25 protein-coding genes and 1 pseudogene are annotated in these 24,101 nt (G+C 44.0%); 18 read left to right on the plus strand and 8 right to left on the minus strand.

What is annotated here, in order from left to right; translation table 11 throughout:
* Position 1: 1 nt before the first annotated feature.
* Positions 2-580 (minus strand): annotated as a pseudogene (locus tag ABGV42_RS23525) (IS30 family transposase); the annotation flags it as partial.
* Between the two features lie 695 nt (positions 581-1,275).
* Here ABGV42_RS23525 and ABGV42_RS23530 point away from each other — a divergent pair.
* Positions 1,276-2,241, plus strand: coding sequence for a hypothetical protein (locus ABGV42_RS23530; RefSeq protein ID WP_347383938.1), 966 nt, complete (start codon positions 1,276-1,278; stop codon positions 2,239-2,241).
* A 727-nt stretch (positions 2,242-2,968) separates the two neighbouring features.
* On the opposite strand, the gene ABGV42_RS23535 is transcribed toward ABGV42_RS23530, so the two are convergent.
* From ABGV42_RS23535 to ABGV42_RS23545, 3 genes are all read right to left on the minus strand, one after another.
* On the minus strand, positions 2,969-3,088 hold the full coding sequence (locus ABGV42_RS23535) for an AbrB/MazE/SpoVT family DNA-binding domain-containing protein (protein WP_347383939.1): 120 nt from the start codon (positions 3,086-3,088) through the stop codon (positions 2,969-2,971).
* A 691-nt stretch (positions 3,089-3,779) separates the two neighbouring features.
* Positions 3,780-3,968, minus strand: a complete 189-nt coding sequence (locus ABGV42_RS23540) for a hypothetical protein (RefSeq protein ID WP_347383940.1) — start codon at positions 3,966-3,968, stop codon at positions 3,780-3,782.
* A 313-nt stretch (positions 3,969-4,281) separates the two neighbouring features.
* Positions 4,282-4,923 carry a hypothetical protein gene (locus ABGV42_RS23545; RefSeq protein WP_347383941.1) on the minus strand — a complete coding sequence of 214 codons (642 nt, stop codon included), beginning with the start codon at positions 4,921-4,923 and terminating at the stop codon, positions 4,282-4,284.
* Between ABGV42_RS23545 and ABGV42_RS23550 the strand changes: the two genes are divergently transcribed.
* The 10 genes from ABGV42_RS23550 (at position 4,892) to ABGV42_RS23585 (ending at position 15,161) form a co-directional block, all read left to right on the plus strand.
* Positions 4,892-9,328, plus strand: a complete 4,437-nt coding sequence (locus ABGV42_RS23550) for an RHS repeat-associated core domain-containing protein (RefSeq protein WP_347383942.1) — start codon at positions 4,892-4,894, stop codon at positions 9,326-9,328. The two genes, ABGV42_RS23545 and ABGV42_RS23550, sit on opposite strands and share 32 nt — an antisense overlap.
* A 61-nt stretch (positions 9,329-9,389) precedes the next feature.
* Positions 9,390-10,043: a DUF3885 domain-containing protein gene (locus ABGV42_RS23555; RefSeq protein WP_347383943.1), complete on the plus strand. Its 654-nt coding sequence runs from the start codon at positions 9,390-9,392 to the stop codon at positions 10,041-10,043.
* 183 nt (positions 10,044-10,226) lie between these two features.
* Entirely contained in the window at positions 10,227-10,475 is a 249-nt protein-coding gene (locus ABGV42_RS31905; protein ID WP_431523672.1) for a transposase, read from the plus strand.
* Between the two features lie 177 nt (positions 10,476-10,652).
* Positions 10,653-10,835: an IS3 family transposase gene (locus ABGV42_RS31910; protein WP_431523673.1), complete on the plus strand. Its 183-nt coding sequence runs from the start codon at positions 10,653-10,655 to the stop codon at positions 10,833-10,835.
* Positions 10,836-10,937: 102 nt separating this feature from the next.
* Positions 10,938-11,258, plus strand: a complete 321-nt coding sequence (locus ABGV42_RS31915) for a DDE-type integrase/transposase/recombinase (protein ID WP_431523688.1) — start codon at positions 10,938-10,940, stop codon at positions 11,256-11,258.
* 46 nt (positions 11,259-11,304) lie between these two features.
* Positions 11,305-11,652, plus strand: coding sequence for a hypothetical protein (locus tag ABGV42_RS23565; protein ID WP_347383944.1), 348 nt, complete (start codon positions 11,305-11,307; stop codon positions 11,650-11,652).
* A gap of 30 nt (positions 11,653-11,682) precedes the next feature.
* Entirely contained in the window at positions 11,683-11,862 is a 180-nt protein-coding gene (locus ABGV42_RS23570) for a hypothetical protein (protein WP_347383945.1), read from the plus strand.
* Positions 11,863-12,064: 202 nt separating this feature from the next.
* Entirely contained in the window at positions 12,065-12,763 is a 699-nt protein-coding gene (sigK, locus tag ABGV42_RS23575) for an RNA polymerase sporulation sigma factor SigK (RefSeq protein WP_095289757.1), read from the plus strand.
* Positions 12,764-12,927: 164 nt separating this feature from the next.
* Positions 12,928-14,289, plus strand: a complete 1,362-nt coding sequence (locus ABGV42_RS23580) for an amino acid permease (protein WP_347383946.1) — start codon at positions 12,928-12,930, stop codon at positions 14,287-14,289.
* A gap of 278 nt (positions 14,290-14,567) precedes the next feature.
* The gene (locus ABGV42_RS23585) at positions 14,568-15,161 is read left to right on the plus strand and encodes a GNAT family N-acetyltransferase (RefSeq protein ID WP_347383947.1); all 594 of its coding nucleotides are present in this window, start codon (positions 14,568-14,570) and stop codon (positions 15,159-15,161) included.
* A 44-nt stretch (positions 15,162-15,205) separates the two neighbouring features.
* Here the strand turns inward: ABGV42_RS23585 and ABGV42_RS23590 are convergent, their stop codons facing one another.
* Together ABGV42_RS23590 and ABGV42_RS23595 are read right to left on the minus strand one after the other, a co-directional pair.
* Positions 15,206-16,036, minus strand: coding sequence for an alpha/beta hydrolase (locus ABGV42_RS23590; protein ID WP_347383948.1), 831 nt, complete (start codon positions 16,034-16,036; stop codon positions 15,206-15,208).
* A 54-nt stretch (positions 16,037-16,090) separates the two neighbouring features.
* The gene (locus tag ABGV42_RS23595; protein WP_347383949.1) at positions 16,091-16,513 is read right to left on the minus strand and encodes a MarR family winged helix-turn-helix transcriptional regulator; all 423 of its coding nucleotides are present in this window, start codon (positions 16,511-16,513) and stop codon (positions 16,091-16,093) included.
* A 156-nt stretch (positions 16,514-16,669) separates the two neighbouring features.
* Here ABGV42_RS23595 and ABGV42_RS23600 point away from each other — a divergent pair, with 156 nt between their 5' ends.
* Positions 16,670-17,779 (plus strand): FecCD family ABC transporter permease, encoded by a 1,110-nt coding sequence (locus tag ABGV42_RS23600; RefSeq protein ID WP_347383950.1) that lies wholly within the window; start codon positions 16,670-16,672, stop codon positions 17,777-17,779.
* Between the two features lie 2 nt (positions 17,780-17,781).
* Positions 17,782-18,549 carry an ABC transporter ATP-binding protein gene (locus ABGV42_RS23605; RefSeq protein WP_347383951.1) on the plus strand — a complete coding sequence of 256 codons (768 nt, stop codon included), beginning with the start codon at positions 17,782-17,784 and terminating at the stop codon, positions 18,547-18,549.
* A gap of 227 nt (positions 18,550-18,776) precedes the next feature.
* Here the strand turns inward: ABGV42_RS23605 and ABGV42_RS23610 are convergent, their stop codons facing one another.
* On the minus strand, positions 18,777-19,436 hold the full coding sequence (locus tag ABGV42_RS23610) for a DUF421 domain-containing protein (protein WP_347383952.1): 660 nt from the start codon (positions 19,434-19,436) through the stop codon (positions 18,777-18,779).
* 214 nt (positions 19,437-19,650) lie between these two features.
* Between ABGV42_RS23610 and ABGV42_RS23615 the strand changes: the two genes are divergently transcribed.
* From ABGV42_RS23615 to ABGV42_RS23630, 4 genes are all read left to right on the plus strand, one after another.
* Positions 19,651-20,139, plus strand: coding sequence for a HEAT repeat domain-containing protein (locus tag ABGV42_RS23615; protein ID WP_347383953.1), 489 nt, complete (start codon positions 19,651-19,653; stop codon positions 20,137-20,139).
* Positions 20,140-20,243: 104 nt separating this feature from the next.
* Entirely contained in the window at positions 20,244-20,906 is a 663-nt protein-coding gene (gene rnhA / locus ABGV42_RS23620) for a ribonuclease H (RefSeq protein ID WP_347383954.1), read from the plus strand.
* A gap of 201 nt (positions 20,907-21,107) precedes the next feature.
* The gene (locus tag ABGV42_RS23625; RefSeq protein WP_347383955.1) at positions 21,108-21,977 is read left to right on the plus strand and encodes an alpha/beta fold hydrolase; all 870 of its coding nucleotides are present in this window, start codon (positions 21,108-21,110) and stop codon (positions 21,975-21,977) included.
* A gap of 307 nt (positions 21,978-22,284) precedes the next feature.
* Positions 22,285-23,274, plus strand: coding sequence for a serine/threonine protein kinase (locus ABGV42_RS23630; protein ID WP_347383956.1), 990 nt, complete (start codon positions 22,285-22,287; stop codon positions 23,272-23,274).
* A 155-nt stretch (positions 23,275-23,429) separates the two neighbouring features.
* Here the strand turns inward: ABGV42_RS23630 and ABGV42_RS23635 are convergent, their stop codons facing one another.
* On the minus strand, positions 23,430-23,759 hold the full coding sequence (locus ABGV42_RS23635) for a hypothetical protein (protein ID WP_347383957.1): 330 nt from the start codon (positions 23,757-23,759) through the stop codon (positions 23,430-23,432).
* On the opposite strand from ABGV42_RS23635, the gene ABGV42_RS23640 reads away from it, so the two are divergent.
* A complete protein-coding gene (locus tag ABGV42_RS23640) occupies positions 23,751-23,981 on the plus strand; it encodes a hypothetical protein (RefSeq protein WP_347383958.1) in 231 nt (76 codons plus the stop codon). The two genes, ABGV42_RS23635 and ABGV42_RS23640, sit on opposite strands and share 9 nt — an antisense overlap.
* Positions 23,982-24,101: the final 120 nt, after the last annotated feature.

A 24,101-nucleotide genomic window follows, 5' to 3' on the forward strand; every position in this document is an offset into this window, starting at 1 on the left:
CCACCCCAGCAAGATCCGTGCCTTTCGGGAAAAACTCTCGAAGTAGTCCGTTCGCATTCTCATTGGAACCACGTTGCCAGGATGAATATGGATCAGCAAAATAAACGTCCAGGTCATGGGTTGCTTCTACATTCGCATAGCAAGCAAACTCCTTTCCACGGTCGGCCGTGGCGGTAAGAAAGGTCCCCTTCGGGTACTGTGAGATAGCTACACCGAGGGCGATTTCCATGGACAAGGCTGTCCGATCCGGCATGAGAACGGCGGTATACAGACGTGTCTTGCGTTCAATGAACGTGGCGATGCATCCTTTGCTTTTTCCACGACTCGAAACCATCGTGTCTAGCTCCCAGTGTCCAAATGTTTCACGAGAGCGAACCTCTTTGGGACGCTGAGCAATGGGCTTTCCAATCCTGAATCTACCGCGCGTTTCAGCTGGTTTCTGACGCTTTCCTTTGTGACGGAGTACTTGAAGCAAACCACGCATCAGCCGGCCGTTGTAGATCCAGCGATAGATGGTTTTAAAGGAAACAACAGGCAAGCCGTCCCTACGAAAACGTGCCATGATTTGCTCTGGAGACCACGTCTTGTGAAGTTTTTCCCTGCTGATGGAGGATTTCTAGCTTGCTGCGTTCGATTATGCTAAGATGTGTGTAGCTCATGGTGGATTCTCCTTGTGTGAATGGTTGTGTGAGAACTTTCATTCTACACGAATCCGGCCATGGGCCCTTTTTTATTTATTTCCAGTAGGTGTCGCACTTCATATTACAATCCGTCATATAAAAAGCCACGCTCAAAAGCTAGATGGTAATTATAAGAAGCGGATGGTAAAAGGATATTTATTTGAACGCCAGGTATATAGGAGTGTAGTTATACTTGTTGACGATCTTAGCTCAATTTCACATGTTTTTGTGCCTCGTTTAATAAAGGGGACGTCTCCAAGGATGCTAAACATGCGTGAAATCGAAGAGATCACAGAATTGCCTTCATCCATATATATTATTGAAAACCCGGCCGTTATTTCATTCCTAGTTGGTGAAATTATTTACTTTCTCAATCGAAACAAGTTATCATTAGAGCATCCCCCTCAAGATTTCCCAATTTAATTTGTACTATTGGTCAGACAAGAATCGCCTCAAAGGTTTTCTTAGAAAAAATGTCTACAAGCAAACCCCCGCTGTATTATCTACAGTAGATAATTAAAACTGAATTGTTGTATTCAATTCATCCCTCCATGTTGTTGAAATGAAATTTCTTTGAAGAAGGGTTTGAAGTATTATGTATAACTTTATCGTAAATAAAAAAAATACTAGTATTGATGATGGCTCGAATATCCTATCTCTAGAGATTGAAAATGGGGAGGCCATCGCTCGATTTAGAGGATCTCTGTTGGCACTGTTTGGAGAACCCAATTATAAAACATCTGACGCAGAGAATGCATTTCAGTATTCCATATCAGCCATAGATAAAATCGGTAATTCTTGTGTGTTTTCGATTTATCAGGGGCCCAGTGGGCTTGGCATAGAAGGCAAAGAGGATGACGATTCTGTTCTTCAGGCAGTGCAATTCTTCGTTAAACATGTAACAGAAGTGGTACCTGCTGACTTCGATGAAAAATTAGTCTATGGAGACACAGGAAGTACGATAGAATATGGATGTAAGAAAGGTGCTTGCTACTACATAGAGTCCTCTCCTATCACATCAATAAAAAATGATAAACATAGACTTCCAGATTTAACAACACCTCAATGGAACGAAATAAATGAAATTGATTTCACTGGAGTGAAAGACCCCGATGATTCATGGTTTTGGAAAGAGGATTTATTACACTCCTCAACAATACACTTTCCCTCGATTCGCGACTTAATGCGTAAGGACCTAAGTTTAATCGTAGGAAAGCCGATTGGTCTAGACGAAGTAAAACGTATCGGACACGAGGAAGGTTTTAATACAGAATTTGATGCAGGAAAGCCAGAAATGGCATTAAATGCGTTAGCTGAAGTATGGGCATGGAAAACAACAGCGGGTAAAACCTCACAAAAGAGACGTCTTGATTGTTCTTCCTTTGCTTGGACAATTTCACGAGCGGTGTATGGATTTTATGGTGGAAATCTAAATAAAAATCATGCTCTAGCGAATGCATTATATGACGAACATGAAGATCTAATTTCCTCTCAGGAAGATACACTTCGTTTCTTCTATGCACTACTTAATCTCTTCAAGTTTAAACGACTTAAGGGATAGATGTGTTTTAACAAACGGAGAATAGTAGCTTATTGAATCAATAAACGTCTTCTTTCAACATTGACTTTATTGTTCAACAACGTGTTATAGAAACACAATAAACTGTTTCTGCTATGCATATTGATCGATGAACAGATAGAGATTGCTTAACAAAATAAAATTGAAAACATTTTTGGTGTAACTATCTCATCGAACGACGTGGAGAATGTTTAGACAAGTGATATATCTCCATCACTATTCTTCCAATTGGAAGAATCAGCATCTAAAATGCCTCTTTGCACTACTGTAAGTATGTTTTTAGGCACTCACGTTATCGGCCTGAGTAACCCTGAAGCGGTGCGTTGCGGCTCTTAGGTGGCCGCTCTTGCCGCCTTAGAGCCGCTAGCATCAACGGAAGACTTTGGAACTGACTCATTTATTTTTTGAATTAACTGACTCACTCGACCCTGGGATACACCAAGCAGCTCGGCCCATTTCTTTTGTGAAGCAGCGGGGCACTCTCCCATGATCTGAACAAGCCTCAACGCTGTATCCTTACCGCGGGTCTCCTTCTTTTCAACAATAGTCTCTGTTGTGGCTGCTTCGACGGAAGGAACAACTCCCTTTTTGGATCCCCGTTCCTTTTCCGCACTTTTCCTCTCTGGGACCCCATTTATACAAGAACTGCAAATGAAATATTCTTTAAAGTAGGCAAGTCCCTCCGTAGAGGAACAAAACATACATTCAGCTAATATTCAACCGGATCGCCAAGCTCGATTCCCAGGGTACGCCGCAATTCAATAGGCAGTACAATACGGCCAAGCGCATCTAACTTGCGTACCATCCCCATATTTTTAGATTTATTCATCCTACTCCCTCTCCCATTTTTTCCCTCATTGTATCATATGTACTATTACCTTGCAGATCATCACAAATGTTGATATGGAACATGTGTTCTCTTATGATAGAGTAATCAAATAGCTTCGGAGGTGCTACGATGCTTTCAGATCTTGAGCGCAAGATCCATCGAATATTGTACAACTACTCTCACGCCCGAAGAAGAATGCCATCGATGCACGAATTGACAGTTAAAACAGGCTAGTCTAAGGGCGAGATCCAGAAGTGTCTAATCCGTCTGGAGGATCAGCTCTTTATTCCTTGGGACGACAAAAGACAAGTCGAGTCTATTAAAATACTACAAGGCTGGGAAAACGTTGAATCCAAAGCTGCTCCCATCGAGCCGATCAAGAATATCGACTATTGGACACAACATTAAAAGCCAGCTTCGGAAAGCTGGCTTGGGATCCAAACTCACGCCCTCAATTTTGAAATCCCAGAGCTTCTCTCCATTAGATTTAACATCGTGTAAATATGTTGAATTATTAGAAATAGTTGTAAAATAAACATTTTCGCTACTATCTAAAATGGCGCATTTCTATTGGAAAATATATCCACTAGTATCGCAGCCTCCTTTAAATAGATGGAGTTTATCATTTCCCGTTAATTTAATGAACAAATAGATAATCTTTTTATGTATCACTCTCCCTTATCTTAAACAGCTATTCTCTCCACCAGAATAATTGGGTTTGCGGTTCGCCACCTTCCTCATGAAATTTTAATTCTGTCTCTATGGGGATAATTGATTTCTCCGTAATTATAGGTACAGGGGAGCCAATAAAATTAATACCTAATATTAAAGCAAAGCTGATGACAAAAATTCCAAACAGGATAATGATAATACGTCTCAATCAGTCACCTTCCCCAAATAATTATCTTACTCGTACATTAACACATATTGAAAAAAACCAATTCGTCTTCAGGAGCTCCTGCATAGATACGCAATGCTCTCTGTCATCGAAATTATAGTGAATCTTTATACTTTCACCAAACTCGACCTTACTTTTTTCAGGCCATACATTTGTAACTGCGTAAGCCTCATTGGTAATCCCAAAAAAATTAAATACTCCAAAATAAAATATAATTCCAAGAATAAATACCATTGTTAACTTTCTATTAAATACATCTCTCACGAGACAAACTCACTCTCTTTCTATACTCAACTTATTTACAATAGGACTCATTTGTACAATCCACTTCTTTGCCCTTATCAATGACAACGGTGACATAATTGACCATAAATTGGTCGTTAAACACTAGTTTAACATCCATCTCAAATGTTGTATTGACAAATGGCTTTACCTCTTTTTTTTCTATATCTCCTTCTTTTATTTTTCTCAGATAAACAACTGTTCGTATTACTTCATCATTGGTCCAACTTTTACTTTCTTTCTGATCTATGACATAAGAAAGATGTTGTTGATCAATAATGCGTTGGACTTGACTTCGAATCTCCGATTGAACATGTTTCGAAGGCGTTTTAAAAAAGTCGAGAATTGCGCTTTGGTTAGGAATTATAATAGAGGCTATAAAAGATACGATAATTGTCCCTATTAGTACACGTTGCTTCCTCTTGTGAAGAATGTATACCGCTACAACAAACGGTAGCAGTGTTAATGAAAGATACACAAGGGTCTGACTTGCTGGAGGAACATCAAAGATTAGGAAACCTCCGTCTCCTGAGAGCATCAATAGCATTATTAAATATGCAAAAATTCCTCCTCCACCAATACTCAATATCGATGCAATGGAGGGGCTAAGCCCTTCCGAAGCATTGCAAGAAAACACATTTTCAATTAACGCCATTGAAGAGGATATTCCAGGTACCGGAACGACCGTGGAGGAAACGGGGCTAAACCATATCGATATCCGGGACGATGCATCACTGTACATGACGTCTTATGGAGCGGAATCGATTTCCACTGCTACAGGGGAGATGATGGTTAGTAGCACAGACCTCTCTCTACCAGGCCTGATTCCGTTTGATCTGACACGTGTCTATGACAGTGCTAGACCAAGTGGACAGCTCGGCGTTCAATACGACGAAACGACACAAACCTATTACAATGTAGTCACGCCACGTAAGGAAGAACTCCATACGGGATTGGGACAAGGGTGGCGCTGGGATATACCCTACATGGAAACTCGCGGGGATGAACGGTTTATCCTTATTCCAGGTTATTATCGCCTAAACGCTAATCTTGAACTGGAAGGTTACGTATGGAACGATTTAAACGTGAAGCAAGATACGACTGTGACCGTGGATGGTCAGTCCAGCAGTTATCGTTTGTCGATCCGGAATGGCTACGATTATTTGTTTAACGGAACTGGAGAGTTACTGCAAATTACAGATGGTTACCGGAATACGGTGGATTTTCACTATACAACATTGGATGGAAACCAAGTCATCTCCCGGATTCAAAATAGCGAAGGTCAGGCACTGACTTTTGCTTATGACAACCTGAAGGTTACCGTACAGCTTGCCGGAACGGACCGGAAAGTAACGTATACCCAGCGTGAAGATGAAGGTATTCGCATTTTGCGAGAGTTTACCGATGCACTGGATCGGACAACGACGTATACGTATTACTATCCGGAATCCAAATTCAATTTCCTGCCTGAGCTGCAAAGCAATCAGAATGCGCATGGTATAATGCATACTGCTTTATTGTCGCGTATTACGAGTCCATCTTCTGCCATTACGGATTACGCATACATTCCGGCGATCAAGCAAATGGGTGATGCTTCTTCCTATTTCGTCTTTAAAGTGAGAGAGCGCAAGAGCCATTTCAGTACGACCGATGGCGAAGGTACGTTGGACAAAATCAACTTTGAGTATTCTGGAGAAGATCTGGACTCTTATGGCCAACCAGCCACATGGACAACGAAAATTAAGGCTGCACATACCGTGGATACGTGGACGTTCTCCAAAACATTTAGCGCCGCCACCGAACCTGATCTAGTTTATGCAGACCAGCATACACTAACTGGAGATGATGTAACCTATTCTACGGAGCTTCAGTACGATAGCCAAACCAAACGGAATCTCCCGACCCAAACGACAGAATGGGTAAGTGAGGGTGGTCGAACTAGTGAAAAGTTGACTACGACTATCGCATACGATACAAACGGCATGGTGACGTCCGAGAAACAAAGCACCGGACAAGAATCAACTTATTCTTACGAAGTGGGCAAAGCGCCTTACAATTGGATCAAACCGGTGCGGATCACCACTAAGGTGAATAGCACTTTGGAGCAGTACACGGAACTATCATATAACAATCAAGGGGACATGTTACGGACCACCACCAAAAACGGATATGGTGGACAATTGCTCTCTGATTCAGAAGTGAAGCTGGATGAAAAAGGTCGAGTCATTGGTACAACTGACAAAGGTACATTGGCCAAAGACCGTACAGCGACATTCAGCTACCAACCGAATGCAGGGTATCTGTTGGAATCGACTTCGATGACCGTGCATGATGCTGCTGGCAAGGCAGAATCTCTTGTGGAGACGTACAGCTACACGTCTGCCAGTGAACTGGAGACAACGACGAATGCTGCCGGAGAACAGGAAACGAATCAATACGACAAGTCAGGGCGTCTGGTTCGAATAACGTATGCCGATGGTACACAATCGACGATTGCATATGATGACACCAATAACATCATGACAAGCACTTCGCCAGACGGCATGGTGACTTCCGAGCGTTACAATCCATTAGGTTTGCTCGTGGAAGAGCAAACGGCGGACGCAACATATAAATATGCCTATGATAGCGAAGGAAACGTGACAGCTTTGGAAGATGCTGAGGGAAACGTGACGAGGTATGTGGTCGATGCATTTGGGCAAATGACAGAGACCCAATATCCGGATGGAACCAGAAACACAACAACAATTGATCCTGTTGGACAAACCGTAACGGTTCAGGATGCTTCCGGATACCAGACTCGTGAGAAAATGGATTTACTGGGACGCACGACAGCAGTAGAAGAATATCGGGACGGTACATTTGCTCCGTTGCAACAAAGAGAATATGACTTGAGTGGCAACGTGACTGCATCCATTGATGGTAATGGGGAGCGGACGACATATACGTACGATGCGCTCGGACAAATTGCAACAGCAACCACGCCCAAGCAAGAAACCAGCCGATATTTTTACAGCTACCAGGGCCAGGTGACCCAAGTTGTTTCTGCCAACGGCCAAACGGTGACCAAACAATATGATGAATTGGGTCGGATCATCAAGCAGACCCCACCGAAGCTGGATGGTTCTGCGACTACCTTCTACTATGATAAAAAGAGTAATTTGATCAAAAAGCAGGATCGGCTCGGAAAGATCACCGAGTATACGTATAACAGCGACAACATGCTTACAGGGTTCAAAGGACCGGATACCTCCGTATCGTATACGTACGACGAGATGGGTCGTAGAACGTCGATGACGGATGATCACGGCAAAACGACCTATTCATACCGTGAAACGGATGGTATGCTCAGTGGGCTGGCCTTCCCGGATGGAACCCAGCTGGAATATGAAAACAATACCCAGCAGCGGTTGGGATATACCTTGTCAGATGCCAAAGGGCAATCCTTGCGGGTACACGGTGAGCTGGACACGATGAACCGGGTCACTTCCATGGATATCACCTCCGGAACAGGGGGCGCTTCAGCACTCGCAGCATCGGCCCAGACGCCTGTGGATCGAATGACCTTTAGTTATGCGTCGAACAGTTTGCTGGAAAACGTATCGTTTGGGAATGGCCTGAGCACAAGCTATCAGTTCGATGGTTATGATCTATTAGGAGTCACCGTTTCCCAAGGAACGAGCGCCATTCATCAGTTCGACTATGAATATGATGGAGATAAAAACATCACGTCCCGTACTCAAAATGGGACAAGTGATCAGTTTACGTATGATGAACTTAATCGCATCCAAACGGAATCGGGTTCGCAACAGGAAACATATACGTATGATTCGAATGGCAACCGGTACAGTACCGGGAGTGGTAAGATATACGGACTGAAAGATGCAGAATATACGTATGACAGCCAGAATCGCTTGGTTAAAGCGACCGGGGAAGGCAAAACAGTAACCTATAGCTACAACGGGGATGGTTTGCTGTATGAGCGCACCGAAGGTGACCAAACGACTCGTTATTACTACGATGAAGAAGCTAAACTGATGGCTGAAGCCCAAGTGATGTCCGGTAAAGCTGAACTGACCTATGTCTATATCTATGACCTGTATGGGAAACTGTGGGCACGTCAGGACAAGAAAACTGGAAAATTGGAATACTACCAATTCAATGGTCATGGCGATGTAGTCGGACTTGTGGATGATGCTGGCCAAGTATTGAACGAGTATACGTATGACATCTGGGGTGGACCGCTTACGGCGGAGGAAACAGTGCCGAATGTGCTTCGTTATGCCGGTGAATACTGGGATGAAGTGGTAGGACTGCAGTATTTGAGAGCTCGTTGGTATGATCCAAGCATGGCAAGGTTTATTGGCGAGGATACGTACGAAGGTGAATTGAGTGATCCACTGAGTTTGAATTTGTATTCGTACGTGAGCAATAACCCGTTAAAGTATGTGGATCCAAGCGGCCATATGGCAGAGCCTTACTATGCTCAAGAACTCAGACATATGTTGAAGGATGCTAAAGCGAAAGGTTATAAAATAAATACTTCAAATTATAATTTGTATAAAAATACAATTCGAGATCGTTACAGCTTTAACTCTTTTCTAGATAAGAATCGGTTTAATTACTTGTATGATATGGCATTGGGTAAAAGTCCTTATACTAAGTCTGCAGGTAATATTAGTTGGGCGACTGAACAGTTAGTAAGTGCGTTGATTAAAGGAAAAGAGGCAGAATATGTTGCAGCGCTTGCGCTAGGTTTTGCTGGTGGTAAAGTTAGCGGATCCAAAAAATCCACCAAAAATACCACAACATTGTGGGATATAAAGACGAATGCTAAAGCTACATTAACTTATAACTTTCACGGAGATAAAGTAAAAGCATATCAGGATAGTCATGGCTATTGGTGGGCAAAGGATACTACCGGTCACGCTGATTCTGCATTCAAAGTGTTTAAGAAGTCAGGGAAAGAACTTCATTGGGTAGCTGACGCAGATAAGTACGGTAATTGGATTAAAGATAAACATAAGAGCCAAACAGGTACGGTAATAAAATTGAAATAGTTTGTCGATACAGTAAGGATATAACTATTTTCCTTACTGTATCGCATTGGAGGTCAGTTCATTGGACTTTAATCAACAATTAGATAAGTTATTAATCGAAAGTTTCCAAAATTTGAAATTAAAAAAGCCTCTTTTTTATAACTTTAAAATTGCAATTAGATATGAATTGGGGGGAGATCTAACCAAGCAAAGTAGGATAGATAGAGTAACGCATAGAGCATTTTCCATATTTAATGAAATCGGTGAATCCACCGATATAGTTTATTTAACCGTTTTTGTAGATAGCTGGAGTGAGCATCCTGTTTCGGCATTTGAGAATGATGTTTATGACAATTTTCTCTATTATTCAGGAGTCAAAATGAAAGACATTGAAAAGCGAGAACTAGAGTACCGTTATAAAGATCCGGATGAAGACGACGAAGAAACCATTACAGTGCAATATTGTACTAAAACAGAGCTTGAAAATTTAAAAGTGAAAGATTTATTTAGCGCCATTGCATATCGAGAAATTGCTCCTGAATCCCGAATTGTTGGTGATATTTTTCTAATTAACGAAACAATAAAATGCATATTTCATATTTATGACAGCAGAGGCATGGATGTTGTTGCAACAGATACAGATACATTACGTCCGGTTTACGAAAAGTTTAATGATTGGATATTAGATTTTGATCGGAACAAAATCAATCAAATCTTCCGCGATCAAACCCAGTAAGACTGGATTTTTTTAAAGAGTGAGTAAGTCAGTCGTATCTGAAATAAACTACTGAATTTATAAAAAGTTAAGGGCCAATCCCCAAAAAAAGTCGCTACAATTGGTATTATCCCCTTTAGTAGACAAGAGAAAAAAGACATCTGTTAAGATGGACTTAATCTTGCCTAATGGAGGGTTTTTTTCATGGCTAAAAAAAGACAAACTTTCCGGCGGTACTCCTTGGAATTAAAATTGGAGGCGGTCCGGCGGGTCAACGTAGAACATATGAGCATACGTGAAGTCGCGAAACGTTTGGATATTCAAAATAAATCTCAGGTACAAGTATGGGCTGCGAAAACGAAACACGGAATGAGCTTAGAACCTGGCACATCTAAACGAGGACGCCCTAAAACGAAGTTTTTCAGTAAGAAAGAAGAGGTTGCTTACTTGTGAGCGGAGATTGAATATTTAAAAAAGCAGTACCAAATCAAATCTACACAAGGAGTGACGAGTAAAGCTACCAGATTTCAAATCATAGAGGATTTGGGAGTACGCCATCGTCTGGTTTGGCTCTTGAAGCTAGTTGACGTTTCCCGCTCGGGCTATTACAAATGGAGAAAAAGCATACAGATGACAAATGAGCGTAGACAAAAGCAACATGAATTAGAATCGCATCTGCTTGCCATCCATCGCGTTCATCCCTACTCTGGTTATCTTCGAATGACGTTGGCTTTACGGAGAGAATTCCTTAGGGTTAACCACAAAAAGGTGTATCGTTTAATGAAACAATTAGGGATCGGTTCTGTCATTTGAAAGAAGCGTCGTTTCTTTGGGAAACAAGCTTCTGTGGTGAATCCGAATCGGCTCGAACGCCAGTTTCAGGCAGATAAACCATGAACTAAACTTGTTAAAGACATTACCTATATTCGTGCTGGAGAACATTTTGTGTACCTTTCTGTCATTCAGGAATTGTGTAATAACGAGATTGTAGCTTGGCATCTTTCCGAACGAAATGACCTCGCTTTGATTCATGAAACGCTGGATAGACTCTGTCAGCACACGGATCTAAGTGTCGTAATCCTAAACTCGAATCAAGGATTTCAATACACCTCTAAGCCATTCAACCATAAACTGAAACATGCTAGGAAGTCACTCCAGGCGTGGGAATTGCTTGGACAATGCCTGTATCGAGTCTTTCATCTCTCATATAAAGACCGAGAAAATATAATTGGATGAGGCAGCAAACCAAGCGGAGGTTGAACAGCAAGTGAGAGGTGAATAGATGGTGGCATACAGTCTTAAAGCATTCACTGAAAAAAACCATAAGTGCTCAAAAGGCATGCTTCTATCCTTCTTAGACGTCGAGGCCAAAGAGCCTATGATTAGTGACATTATAATTTTTCTGAATTGCTCTAATATAGGAGAAGAAATAGAGTTAACGGATCATTTTATCATTCGAGAGAATGATGTAGAAGTTCTTATTTTGAATGAAACGACAGAGATGTTTGCCCTAAATAGAGAAGAACGCAGGGTTCGTATAGACGTTGATGTATTACTATTTGTACTGAATCAAAAAATGTCTTACGGGTTAGATCAAGTGAAAACGATTTTAAAAACGCATAAACTTTAATATCATTTTTTCCAAAGAGAAGGTGACAACGTGTACTACTATAAAGGCGCATTCAGAGGCGCAGATAATTTTATCTATTTCAAAAGCGATGTTCCATTAGCCGAGAGTGATGTCATTATATTGGGAGAGAAGAAGTATTTTATCGAGAGTGTCCAGAAAGAATTCGTGCTTCTTCAGAAGGTTGGCTCCATTGTTGAAGTGAGTACGTAATACTCATGCCGAAGGATAGACTGACACAGGCAAGCATATAGCAGCAGCGTTCTCCGTCATAAAGCTCCATTAAATCATCGAGGGAACGTTCCCTTTTTCAAGTGTACGTGCACTTCTGGGCCCCCGCCTACATACAATAGATCGACCCTGTTCCTTCACGTGCTCAGGCCAGATCGTTGTAAAACTGCAGGAGGTGTCATCTGTGCCCGGATTGTTTACCGCAATTGCCCTGTTCATCAAGGAGTTAACGCTGCTCGTCTCGTATGTCAAAAATAATGCGTTTCCCCAGCCGCTGGCTGAGGACGAAGAAGCCAAACACCTGCGCCTCATGGCTGAAGGCAACGCCCACTCCCGCAACTTGCTCATTGAACACAATCTGCGCCTTGTTGCGCATATCGTCAAGAAGTTCGACAATACGGGTGAAGATCTGGAAGATCTGATCTCGATCGGAACCATCGGCTTGATCAAGGCCATCGAAAGTTTTCAGCAAGGCAAAGGAACCAAACTCGCCACATTTGCGGCCCGCTGTATAGAGAATGAAATTCTGATGCACCTTCGTTCCCTGAAGAAAACACGTAAAGACGTCTCCCTTCATGATCCCATCGGAACGGACAAAGAGGGCAATGAAATTACGTTAATCGATATCCTTGGAACCGAAGCGGATGATGTCGTCGACAAGGTGCAGCTTAAGATTGAGAAAAGCAAAATCTACCGTAATCTCGACATTCTCGATGATCGGGAGAAGGAAGTCGTCATTGGCCGATTCGGCCTGGAGGCAGGCGGGGAAGAACGGACCCAGCGCGAAATTGCCAAGGAACTGGGCATCTCCCGTTCCTATGTTTCACGGATCGAGAAACGGGCGTTAATGAAGCTGTATCATGAGTTCTATAAGCAAAAATAACAATGACCCAAAGTAGAGGGCGCCTTGTTAGAAGAGGTGTCCTCTTTGGCGTGAAAAAAATCATAAATGAAGGATAGGTATTCTGGTCAGATTATTATATGATGTGTTGTATACAAGTTTCAGCAACCTAGAGAGCATGTGCAGAAAGAGAGTGGTGGTTTACCATGCAGCAAGAAACATTAACACGGGGATTAAAGAACAGGCATGTCCAGCTTATGGCGATCGGAGGGGCGATTGGGACAGGCCTCTTTCTGGGAGCGGGCAAGACGATTCAACTGACAGGACCGTCGATCCTGTTGGCGTATATCATCACAGGTGCGGTTTTGTTTTTGATCATGCGTGCATTGGGGGAACTGTTGTTAAGCAACCTGCAGTATCACTCCTTTGTGGATTTCGTGCGTGATTACCTGGGAAATATGGCGGCGTTTATTACAGGCTGGACCTACTGGTTCTGCTGGATTTCCATTGCTATGGCGGACATTACGGCTGTCGGCATGTATACGCAGTTCTGGTTTCCGAATGTACCGCAATGGATGCCTGGTTTAATTGCATTAGTCATTTTGTTAATCATGAATCTGGCAACAGTGAAGCTGTTCGGCGAGATGGAATTTTGGTTTGCTTTAATCAAAGTGATTGCCATTCTGGCCCTTATTGTTGTTGGTCTATATATGATATTTAAAGGTTTCACCACAGATCAGGGGACGGCAAGCTTCACCAATCTGTGGAGTCATGGGGGATGGTTCCCAAATGGCATGCATGGCTTCATCATTTCATTCCAGATGGTGGTGTTCGCCTTTGTCGGCATGGAGCTAGTCGGACTGACCGCAGGGGAAACGGAGAATCCGGAGAAGGTTATTCCGAAAGCCATTAACCAGATCCCCATCCGTGTGCTGCTCTTCTATGTGGGTGCACTGCTGATTATTATGAGCATCTATCCGTGGAAAGCGATCGTGCCGAGTGAAAGTCCTTTTGTACAGGTGTTTGCAGCCGTAGGTATTGCGACAGCCGCCGGGATCGTGAATTTCGTGGTGCTGACATCCGCAGCTTCGGCATGCAACAGTGCTATTTTTAGTACAAGTCGTATGGTCTTCTCCATGGCCAAGGATCGGAATGCGCCGGAGTCCCTTGCACGCCTGAATAGCCGAAAGGTGCCTTCCAATGCACTCTTTTTCTCCACGCTGGTCATTCTGGTTGCCATTATTCTGAATTATGTCATGCCAGAGGGCGTGTTCACACTGATCACAAGTGTATCGACCGTTTGCTTTATCTTTGTCTGGGGCATTATGGTGATCTGTCACCTGAAATACCGCCGTACCCAGCCGGAGCTTGCTAGTCGGAGTCACTTCAGGCTGCCGTTTTATCCATTTTCCAACTACTTGATTTTGGCTTTTCTCGCGTTTGTGCTGGTTGTTCTGGCCTTGGCAGAGGATACACGGGTGGCGCTGTTTGTTACTCCGGTGTGGTTTATCCTCATGGCAGGGATCTATCTCTTCCAAAAAAGAAGGGCAACCCCAACGCAAGGTTAAAGCACTAATGGTTTCCATGCGGATGAGATACCTTGTACTCCGAAAGAAGCAAAAAAAGAAAACCGTCCATCCTTGATGGGCGGTTTTTTTATGTATTTAAAGTGACCATTTCTCATCTGAATGAAGTTAGTAGCCATATTTTGCAATTGAAACGGATGCAGAAGCGCATCCGGCTGCCCGGTAAAAATGATTACGTTTTGGACCAAAAGGAGTCTGTACCGATAGTTCATTAATCTGTAATATGTTTTATATTAACCAGATGGAGGTGGACAGTGATCATGCAAGAAAAAGATGTTGTTCTGAAAGGGAAAAGGGTAACACTTGTACCTATGGATAACAGCCACAAGGCGGAATTAATCAGTATCTTATTCTCTCCAGAAGTGTGGGAATTCACCTGGCGAACGATCCATACACGTGAAGAACTCGATCAAGTACTGACGCTTGCACTGGACAATAAAGAGAAGGGATCACAGCTTCCCTTCACTATTGTGGATCAAGCGACAGGAGACATCATCGGAACTACCCGAATAGGCGATCTTGACATGGGGAACCGAAATGCTGAGATTGGATGGACCTGGCTTGCACCTGACTACTGGCGGACGGGAGTAAATACAGAGTGCAAATACCTTTTGCTGCAATATTGCTTTGAAGAACTGAATTTAATGCGGGTGCAGTTCTCCGTAAGCGGACAAAATGTCCGATCGCAACGAGCCATTGAACGAATCGGAGCCAAGAAAGAAGGCATATTCCGTAAGCACAGAATAAAGGCGGACGGTTCGATTCATGACAATATTTTTTACAGCATCATAGACAATGAATGGGCAGATGTAAAAGAGAAACTTTTGTTTTTATTATCCAAAACGTATACATAATCACTAATGCGGCAAACGATATTTCGCTAATGTTGACTGGAGAACTAGCTCTTTCTCCGGTCTAACCACTCCAGAATAATCTTAACAGCTTCCATATATCGCTGACCGACGAGCAAACCAGTATGAGTCGTATGCCATAGTGCGGCATATTCTGCGTGAAGCTGCTCTGCAGTTAGTCTGCCTCGCTGCTCCTCTTCCTCACTGGACACGGCTTTGATTACGAGACTAGGACATGTAATGGACTCACCGTTAATGGATACCACGTCCTCACCGCCAAAGAACGCGGAGAATGTGCTGAAGGCCTGCGATGATTCCATGGCCAAATACTTGCGTTGAAAAGCAATGTCCTCTGCCGATTCATCTATGCTGGTCAGCTCATCGTGAACGGGTGCAGGAACGACGAGACCAGGCGTTATTCGAACCACGTCAGCATAGGGCACGGAGCGAAGAACTTCCTGGCTTAGACTGGAATCAATCACGATTAATCCACGAAGTGGAGAGTGTTCAGCAATCTTTTGACTAAGAATGCCACCCATGCTGAATCCGATAAGAATAGGCGGCTCCCCGCAAGCAGTGATGATCTCCTGAATATCCTCCAGGTAATCTTCGAAGGTCACCCGGGTCATGTCCTGCACCCTGCTCTTGTAGTGACTTCTCAGATTCATGGCATAACAAGTCCAGCCCTGTTGAACGAAATGAGGGATGTATTTGCTCCACATCCAGCTGCCTGTATAGGCACCGTGAACGAATAGGAGAGGGGGTCTGTGATCACTTCTCCCTTGAATTTCATCGCCCTCAAATACCTCCAGATATAAATCCTGTTCCCCAATGTATTGTGCGGTATGGTCAGGCAGGGACTTGGTGTAGTCCTTCATGTAATAATTCCTCCTTCAATTTAGTTTTATATCAAACTATTTATCCAAAAAAATTTAGAAGTTGCTGTGAATTTTCATCAAAATTCGCAGCAGTTCCTCTTTTTCTGTCTCCGTGATATCCGCGTAAAAAACATTCAGCAGGTTCTGGGAGATCTCTTCAAAGACGGGCTTGAGCTCCTCGCCTTTGGATGTCAGAACTACATGAACAACGCGCGTATCTTCGTCACTTCTCTCCTTGATGACGTATCCCATTCGTACCAGCTTGTCGACAAGTGCTGTGACGGTAGATTTGTCCTTGCCAATTTTTTTGGCGATCTCCGCCATGGTCATTTGAGGTCGGTGATACAGAGCATAGATAATATCGCCATGCGAAGTGGCAATATCCTGCACCCCGTGCTTAGTCATCTCGGATACGATAAAACGATTGGAACTCTCTTTAATTTTGGATATGAGTGATATGGCGTCTCTTGTTTTCATACACCTAATATAGTTTTATATCAAACCATTGTCAAGAGTGTAGTCATGTTTTAAAATTGACAAAGATAATCATTCTCAATTATAATCCGATCAAAAGCGTTGTAAATAGCTATATTTATTTGATCTTACATTATCGTGGAAGTGATGGGGGAAGAAATGGCACAAACAGTTCAGATGCAGACGCAGCACGTGGGCAAACCCAAGTCTTTGATTCACAGCAAATCCGGTTTCGCATTACTCCTTGCCGCACTGGTGGTATTCATGCTGGTGTCGGTGGGGATTGCAGTTTCCATTGGTCAGGTGCATATTCCGCTGGCCGAGTCCTATCGTATTCTGCTTTACAAAATAACAGGCTTTCAGCTTGGAGCTGCGCCAATTGATTCGGGTTCCTATACCGATATCATCTGGCAGATTCGTTTTCCGCGCGTATTAATGGCCATGTTTATCGGGGCAGGCCTGGCGCTCTGTGGTGCAGTCATGCAGGCTGCTGTGCAGAATCCACTCGCTGATCCTTACATACTAGGTATATCCTCAGGAGCTTCACTTGGAGCTACGTTTGCAATTTTGATCGGATTCGGTTCCATTAGCTGGTTAGGTCAAACGGGTGTGGCCTTTTGGGCTTTTGCCGGTGCCATGGGGGCATCTTTGCTAGTACTTACGCTTGCAGGTATCCGGGGCAAAATGACATCGGTCAAGCTGGTACTTGCCGGGATGGTCATTAACGCACTATGCAGTGCGTTTTCGAATTTTATCATTTACTTTGCAAACAATGCGGAAGGCATCAGAACCGTCACATTCTGGACGATGGGCAGCCTGGCGGCTTCCGGCTGGAACAAACTCCCGCTAATCAGTATTGTCGTTCTGGTAGCCATTCTGTTCTTCCTCCTGCAATCCCGGGTGCTGAATACAATGCTGCTCGGAGATGAAGCGGCTGTGACGCTGGGCATTAATCTTAGTGTATATCGCAGACTGTACATGCTGTTAACAGCACTGGTCACGGGTGTTATGGTATCGAGCTGCGGGATGATCGGTTTTGTGGGACTCATTATTCCGCATATCGTAAGAGGTATGGTTGGTTCAGACCATCGCAAAGTCATGCCCGTTTCGGTATTGTTCGGGGCTATTTTCCTCATTTGGACGGATGTTATCGCAAGATCTCTGATATCCAGCGTTGAACTGCCGATCGGAATCATTACCGCCATGATTGGTGCGCCGATGTTTATGTATATGCTGGTCAAAAAAGGCTACGGTTTTGGAGGAAAATAACCATGAAACTGAACGTAGAAAATGTATCCATATCGGTGCTGAATACGGACATTATCCGGAATATTTCGTTACAGGTGAACGACAAGCAATTTGTTGGCATAATCGGGCCGAACGGTTGCGGCAAGTCAACGCTGCTCAAGAGCATCTATAAAGTGATTAAACCACAGCAGGGAAGCGTATTACTCGGAGATAAGGACATTCTGAAATCCAGTCCGAAGATCGTATCCCGGCATATGGGCGTTGTAGGGCAGTTCAATGAGCTGAGCTTTGATTTTACGGTGCGTGAAATGGTCATGATGGGCCGGACACCGCACAAAAAGCTGCTGGAAACCGATAACCAACAGGATGTTGCGATCGTGGAGCAGGCGCTTGAAAAGGTACATCTGTCCGGACATGCGGACCGCAATTACGTGTCCCTGTCCGGTGGAGAGAAGCAGCGTGTCATCCTGGCCCGTGTACTGGCACAGCAGCCGGAGTTTCTCATATTGGACGAGCCGACCAATCATCTGGACATCAAATACCAGCTCCAAATTCTCAATATTGTCCGTAGATTGGACATTGGCATACTGGCAGCACTCCATGATCTCGAACTGGCAGCCGAATATTGTGATTACCTGTATGTGGTGAAGCGTGGGCAGATCGTGGTTCATGGTAAGCCTGCCGATATTTTGACACGTGAGATGATTGGGGAAGTATTTGAAGTGGATTGCGAAATCTACGAAAATCCGGTCACGGGCGGATTGGGCATAGCCTATCTGAGCACACGGTAAGCCAGGCTGGACATGGATTGGGTATCACAAGTGATCTGATGAATTTAACAGAAATGCAGCCGATGGCACAGACCATTACAGAGCGACGCATCTTTAAACAGTTCCACAGTAAAAGGTAAAACAAGAGTAGATCCACAGGGAGTGGAGAAAAGATAGACCGTATCTTGCACGAGCAATGTTGTAGTGCTGGCAGGAACGGTCTTTTTTGTGGAGCTGAGAGAACAAAGTTATTGTAATTTGGGGTCGATCGGTTTGGAGTGAGTGCCCTTGCTGACTTCCTCGAATATATCAGTGGAGTTGTCGCCTAGGGACGAAGGGCCATTTGTGTTTTGCTGTTGGTCGCTTGCAGAGGTCTTTGGTATGCCGGATTGATTGTTTCCGATCAGCTGAGCACCGGCTAATCCTATACCGTTCAGCAGTTCTTCCAAATCTCCGATGGTTACGGGACGGGCATGTCGTTTCAACACATAGCCGAGTTGACCATTTGGCTCAACTGTTGCTGTCTCCAGATCATTGATGCTCGTAATTCCATTTTGTCTGAGATGCATCTCCAGCTGATCCAGGGTGTAACGCATGCGTTTCAGGTTGGGGACTATGACTTGTCCATTTTCTATAATGATTTTGGAACTCCCGCTCATAATCCGTTCAAACACATTGAATTTCATTTGAAGGAGCTCTACCACAAGCAAGGTCGCAATAAAAATTGCAGCTGATCCAATGGCTTTACCAAGTTCGTGATTTGCAATAGGCTGTACAATCGTTGTCCCGATTGAAATCATGATGACCGTTGTGGCCACACTCATTTGCGAGATCGATTTGCGTCCTGCAATTCGCAGTAAAACCATGCCAGCCAGCACAAGTAAGATCGATTTCCATATCCAGTCCATGGTTACATTCCCTTCTGTACCAAGTCGTGTATCTGCTTTGCTTAGCCTGTTCGAGATATGGAGGGATTATACAGTTATTTGGTGAAGTACTGATGGTGAGGAAAATAGTCCCAAAAACAAAAGGACCATTATACTACGTTCCAAATGAGGAAAATAACCGATGTTATTAAGGAGGTCCCTTTCTGCTAACAAACGAGGAGTGATACAACTTACGATGCATACGAATATAAAACAGGAACTTCTCTCCCAAGAAGATTCCGAAGAGGCCATACAACGAATAACAAGTATTGCTAAAAACAAAGATACATCTCAAAACCATTTACTGATCAAACTTCTGGAAACTACAGATGACCATGAATTGCGGAACCAAGCGGCCATCGCGTTATCTGAGCTTGGAGATGATCGAGCCGTCGAGCCTTTGATTCAAGCCATAATGGACCCCGGAACATCGGGAAGCAGGGGAACATTCTTAATCGCACTTGAAAACCTGGATTACATATTACATATAGAGCACATCATTCCGTTTATTGGAGATACCAGTCTGGAAGTGTGTGCACAGTCATTCATGCTGTTGGAGCGATTGAAAGACAGGCTATCCGATGAGCAAATACTTACATGTGAGCAAGTGATTGAACATCAAATCAAACATAATGAAAGAAAGCTTCTGGTCGTAGCCTTGGACATGGTGCAGAGTTGGAGGTAAGGGCGATCCGTGAACTAAACTATTGCCTATCCAATGCTTTCATTCACCCCATCCTTTCGTTTACAATAGGGTATTGATTGCAGCTAACGAAGGAGCGGGTAACGATGGCGAAACAGAAATACTATGTCGTCTGGGAGGGCAAGCAGCCAGGCGTGTACAGTACGTGGGCGGAATGCAAAGCGCAGACGGATCATTTTACCGGAGCAAAATATAAATCATACGAATCCAAATCAGCAGCCGAAGAGGCATATCGTGCGGGATGGAAGGGGAACTGGGGTACTGGCTCAAGTGGTGCAAGCAGTTCTTCCAAGAGCAAATCGGTCAGCAGGGGAAGAAGCGCGGGGATGGAGACATCCGATGAAGTGGACTACGACAGCATTTCGGTTGACGTGGGAACGCGCGGAAATCCGGGACCCGTAGAATATAAAGGTGTGGATACTCGCACCGGAGAGATTATTTTCTCGGTTGGACCTATTTCCAAAGGCACGAACAACCTGGGTGAATTTTTGGCCATTGTACATGCCTTGGCATATCTCAAAAAAGAAGGAAGTAACAAGACCGTGTATACCGACTCGGTGAATGCCATGAAATGGCTAAAGCAAAAGAAGGTATCCACCACGTTAGCCCGGGATAACTCGACGGAAGAGATCTGGCTCATGATTGACCGTGCGGAGCAATGGCTGCGTACAAATACGTACAGTAATAAAGTGTTAAAATGGCAGACGAAACAGTGGGGCGAAATCAAGGCGGATTACGGGCGCAAATAAGCAAAAATCCTGTACGTTTGTTCCATTATATGTAGTCTATTAGAAACGATATTTACAATTTCCAGTTTCCATTCTATAATCATCTGAATATGATAAGTTACACATATGGAGGAGCCTGTCATCTGCAGGCCCTCTTTATCTTTTTGGTCCATCCCTTTTTCGTCAAGTTATGGGGTAGAGTACACATTGCAGGAGGCAGACATGAGTTCCATTTATAGAAGTGAAGAAGGCAAGAGCAGTATTCTTGAGGATTATGAAGCCTATCTGGAGAATCTGGGTGAGGGCGTTGAGCGGGAGTATGTGGAGACCCGTTTTGGACAAACGCATGTATTGCTGACGGGTCCGGAGGACGGGAAACCGCTGTTCATTCTCCAAGGCGGAAACTGTGTGAATCCGATGACGTTGTCCTGGTTTTCTTCCTTATTCAACGATTACCGAATTATTGCTCCCGATACGATCGGTCACCCTGGTTACAGTGAAGAGACACGAATCTCGGCAAGGTTTGATAGTTTGGCTTTGTGGATTTCCGACCTGTTGGACCACTATAAGATTGAAAAGAGTGCGTTTATCGGGCCTTCTTTTGGCGGTGGAATTATCCTTAGACTGGCGACGTACATCCCGGAGCGTATTGCTTGTTCCGTATTGGTATCGCCTGCTGGACTGGCTGTTGGTTCGAAATTTAAAACGGCCCAGGATATTGTTCTTCCACTCGTGAAATACCGGATGACTTCTTCGCCATCTTCTTTGCAAAAAATTACAGGCACCATGTCATGCAACTGCATGAAGGAAATGGATAAAAACATCATGGGCAAAATCTTCAAATACGTCAGCATGGAGCAGGATAATCCTAAGCTTACGGAGCGTGAAGAGCTGGTGAACTATACATCGCCAACGCTGCTGCTGGTCGGAGAGAAGGATGTCTTTTTCCCAGGGGATAAGGTCATTGAACGTGCTCAGAAAATTATTCCGAATGTACAAGCTGTCAAGTACGACACAGGTCATTTTCCTTCACAGGATGTGCTCATTCAGATGAATGAGGAGATTCGCCAGTTTTTACAGAAAAACTATTAATATAGCGCAGGTACGGGCGGATTGAGGTATTTTCCAGTCTATTAAAATAATCCGCCCGATCTGTCGATAAACAATAGCAGGCGCATTTGTGGAGTTTTATCTAAGATTGTGTAAATCTATTAGCAGTAGACTACCATTCATTTTTGGTTTAGTTTCGAATAAATGAATATCTCTCGCATTGACCATGTTTCAAATGGTATCATTTGGTTTAAATATATGGTTGGCGATGAAACGCCTGCTGGTTGGAACGAAATGATGCAACTTGCGGCAAGTCTTCCGATCGACAAGGTTGAAAAGAGGGTCTGTTATGAGAAAAGACAATTACAAAATGGCACTGCAGCGCAATGTCATTCTAAACGATACATATCAGGTAAGACAGGTACTCGCCTGCAGCGAGCTGGCTATTGTATATGCTGGAAGAGACAAAAATACAGGGGCGAAGATAGCGATTAAGGAATTTTTCCCGCAAAGGCTGGCTTCGCGTCAATCAGATAAGCGAGGAGTGTACTGTTCTTCGCGCGGTTTCGGCGGACAATATCAGGAATTGCTTGCTTCTTTCCTGGTAGAAGGAGAATTGTTGTCCAGCCTGAGTCATCCTCATATCATTACATACATCGATCATTTTGAAGAAAATGATACAGGGTATCTGATTACGGAATACTGCAGCGGGATAACGTTGAACGAGTATTTGCACGAAAACGATCATGCACTGGACCCTGCATTTATTCAGGGGACCCTGCTTCCTCTGGTCGATACGCTGGATTACATTCATAAGCAGGGGATTCTTCACCGGGATGTGAAGCCTTCCAACATTATGATTATGGAGGACGGAACGCCTATGCTGCTGGATTTCGGTTCGGCTGCTCGCTGGCCCACGCAATCTGGAGATAAACAGGCCATTTTCACATCTTCGGGATATTCACCGCTTGAATTTTATTCCGAGAAATCCAGTCAGGGGCCGATGTCAGACATCTATAGCCTGTCAGCTCTGCTGCATTATTGGACATGCGGACAGCCTCCAATGGACGTGAAAAAGCGGTTATTTCAGGATGAATTACCATCCGTTCGCAGCCACAACACCTATGTGAATCCTTGGCTTGCGCGTGTCATTCACTGGGGCCTGACGGTTCGGTCCGAGAAACGTTGTGCCTCGCTCGCCTGGGTCAGAAGATCTTTGCGGATTCAGGCCTTGATGTGGAAATTACGCAAACCTGGCACGTTGGAATGGACGCTGACAGAGGAAGAACATACCCAGGTCTATGATCTGGAAACAGGCAAAAAGCATGAGACGGCGTGATTACACGTTGTGTGCTGCATCCAGGTTCTGATTGCTGGAGCTAAAACGCATGAACGAAAATAAGCCAGGCTTCCCGAGTAAGGGAGGTCTGGCTTTTTAAACTTTTGACCATCAAATGTAGCAGTAATACTTCTGTTTCAACGACTAGCCTGTGGCTATGGTGGATCTCTTCGTTGTCCAACATACATATTCGTACTCGGTTTAATGGCTTTGTAGCGAATTTCAATCTCCGTAACCCCGCCTTCAAACGTAATATACAACTTCTCATTGTACTCTAACGCTTCCGTGTGCTTGCGCTTTACTGGTGTTCTGCCGCGGACAACCGTGCAGTTCGTGTCATGACGTACCAATAACGTTTCCTTCTTCCCAGCCTCTAGCCAGATTCGCCCTGATTCTGGAACTTTCACTCCACTGTCCATTCGATCAAACAGTTCACTCAGACTCACTTTTCGGCGGTCCAAGGACGTAAGTGGCCAATGAGTCACAGGGATGTACCGCCTAAAATCATCCGAACCGGATCCGAAAACAAACAAACCGAGATGATCGAAGAGAGAATTCTCCCTTATTATCGTGAGCTTGGTTCCCAGTATCTCGCCGAACGTTATGAAGAAATATTGTTTCAATACTATATGAATTATGGTGATAAGGATAAGGCGCTTCTTCTTGCACAAAATCGTTTTGAATCACAGACGACTTCGCTGATATAAGGGTAATATATGAATGCGAGAAGCGAGGGAATATAGTTCATTTGAAACGAGCACTGTATCTCCGATACAATGTGGTCAGAGAGTCTGAGAGAATGGCTCAAAAATCCGGCTGAGAAATGG

This window comes from Paenibacillus pabuli, from assembly GCF_039831995.1.
Taxonomy (GTDB): domain Bacteria; phylum Bacillota; class Bacilli; order Paenibacillales; family Paenibacillaceae; genus Paenibacillus; species Paenibacillus pabuli_C.